This window comes from Bartonella sp. AP1QHHD (assembly GCF_042196265.1).
Classification (GTDB): Bacteria; Pseudomonadota; Alphaproteobacteria; order Rhizobiales; family Rhizobiaceae; genus Bartonella.
Genome location: NZ_JBHIPW010000094.1, coordinates 1 through 2,249, shown reverse-complemented (window position 1 = coordinate 2,249; position 2,249 = coordinate 1). Strand labels below are relative to the sequence as shown.

Sequence of the window (2,249 nt, the reverse complement as noted above, 5' to 3'; positions counted from 1 at the left end):
CCACCGTCAAACTTTTCACACTCTCTTGTGCCGTCTTCATATTCGTAGAGGTTGTAAAAATACTCCTCTGCTCCATCTCCCCAAGGAACATACCCAACAGCCGTTGCGATAAACTTTTTTTGCATAGGCTGTTTACGTTTTTTAAAGAATCTTCGTTTTAATATTCTCATGTTTTTAGTCCATAATTTTACCAATTGGTCTATTTACCTCAAATTTGACCGTACAGAGCGTTTTATATTGCGGATGTGGTTTTCATCGTAAAATCTTTAAATCGCTTTGTATGGTACCTTTTTGTCGATTTAAATGCATATCTAATCGTAAAATGATCAGCACTTTTCACTATTTTGCTGTGGACTAAAGCGTTTCATTATCCCACCAATGCCATTTAGAGTCTCTTCAAGTTTTTGCTTGTGAATAACCGTAAGGGGGCTTGAATGCTCTTTCTCTGCTTGTTCTTTCAACTCCTTTTCACGGAATCTCAAAACAGCATTGCGGACAAAATTGGCTTTTCTCAAAAGATCGTTTTCTAAATCACGACACAACCTGACAAGTTCACGTGTGCTCGGAAAAAACGTATCGGATAAACAATTTATTTCATCACATAAAATCCGTTTGACCACTGTCATCAGTGACCATGCAGAGACATTTTCCAAAACCATTCCATAGGTCAACGCCATTCCCTCATGGTCTGATTGTTGTGCTATTTTCAAACCACACGACAGCATGCGAATAGCTTTTGCTATATCCTCTTTACCTGCTTTCACGGCGAAGAGCTCTTGCAATTGATCACCAGCCTCTAAAGCAATCGATTCCTGCTGTTTCGTTAATTGGCTGCCTTCCTTCAAAACAAACGGACCGCTCGGAGGTATCATCGCATGAATGTGTTTCAAAATACCCTCGATTTCCGATATCAAGGAGACTGTCTGCGATACGCTCCCCAATGCTTTTTTGCTTTTGAGTGTAATTTCCATTGTTTCCACCATTGTTGTTCGTGTTTTTTGTTTTTTCTAAAACCTCGATAGCCTTTCGCACCCAGTTTCTCCATGTTGCTTGCCAATCACGTTTGATAGCATTCTTTCCTGCACAGGCTTTCCAAAAATCTCGAAACTTTGCGATTTCGACTTTGACACGCTCTGGAGGCAAGCCTTTTTCGATTGCAAAATCGTAATCGGGTTCAAAATCTTCTGGCAATCGACAACCGCGATTAGCTTGCACTCGTTTTGCTTTTTTGGGAACGTTCTCTTGCTCGTGAATGGAAGGTTGGTTGTCTGATGAGGTTTCGATTTGCTCTGATGTGGTCTCAACAGCAGCAACCTCTGTTGGCTCGTCAACCAAATCGATTGTTGCTAAACTTTCAGAACCAATTTCTTTTTTTGCTAAAACGATAGTTTTAGTTTTTTTATTATATATGTTATTGTTATTGTTAATGGCATCATTAAGCATTTCTTGTGCATTGCTAAAATCCCCACAAGCATCATGCTTAGCATCCTTAAGCATACCGTTAGCATCATGCTTAGCATTTTTAGCATCTTGATCATCACTCATTGTTTTTGCTTTATGATGTTTTGCCCATTTTGCCTGCGCTGCTTTCTTTGCTCTCTCTGAAAACTTATTTAAATTTTCATTTGAGTTATTGAGTTCTTCTTCAACATCTAAACTCCACAAGCGTCCATCTTCTAAACAAATGATGTGTCCAGATCTAAATAAATAATTTAACGCCTTTTCAAATCTTTTTACTGAACAACAAGTAAAATGAGATAATATTCGTGCATCATTCAAAAGAGGCTCACGCGTGTGTAACATTCTTATCCGCAACTTCACATAAACATTGACTTCCATAGGTGGTAAATCAGAGAGTTTAAATAGCCACTGGTCTGTATTAAGTCTCGTCCAAGCCAATTTAGTTGACATATTTTACCTCCTTTTCTTCATTATTATTAAAGGTAAAATTATCTAGCTCTTCACTGAGGTTATTGAGTTCTTCTTCAACGCGCGTATTCCACAATCCATTATCTGTCTCAACAAGTTTATTATTTCTCATGAGATATTCGACAATAGTCGCAAACTTTTTTTGTGAACAATTGCAAACACGTGCAAGCGTTTCAAAATCTTCTTTAATTGGTGCTTTTTTATCGTACATGCGAACGAGAAGCGTGATATAAACGCCTCTTTGTTCAGATGTCATTCCATTTGTACCACTTATCCAGTCATACAAATGGAATCTTATCCATGGCATACCATTAGACATG

General features: G+C 38.2%; 3 protein-coding genes. All 3 read right to left on the bottom strand.

Annotated elements, in window-relative coordinates:
* Positions 1-326: 326 nt before the first annotated feature.
* Positions 327-845 carry a hypothetical protein gene (locus tag ACFIME_RS08835; protein ID WP_375684816.1) on the bottom strand — a complete coding sequence of 173 codons (519 nt, stop codon included), beginning with the start codon at positions 843-845 and terminating at the stop codon, positions 327-329.
* Positions 787-1,911, bottom strand: a complete 1,125-nt coding sequence (locus tag ACFIME_RS08830; RefSeq protein WP_375684815.1) for a hypothetical protein — start codon at positions 1,909-1,911, stop codon at positions 787-789. The genes ACFIME_RS08835 and ACFIME_RS08830 overlap by 59 nt, the downstream gene beginning before the upstream one ends.
* Positions 1,901-2,249: DUF1376 domain-containing protein (locus tag ACFIME_RS08825; RefSeq protein WP_375684814.1), on the bottom strand; the 349-nt coding region annotated here is incomplete at its 5' end. The genes ACFIME_RS08825 and ACFIME_RS08830, both read right to left, overlap by 11 nt.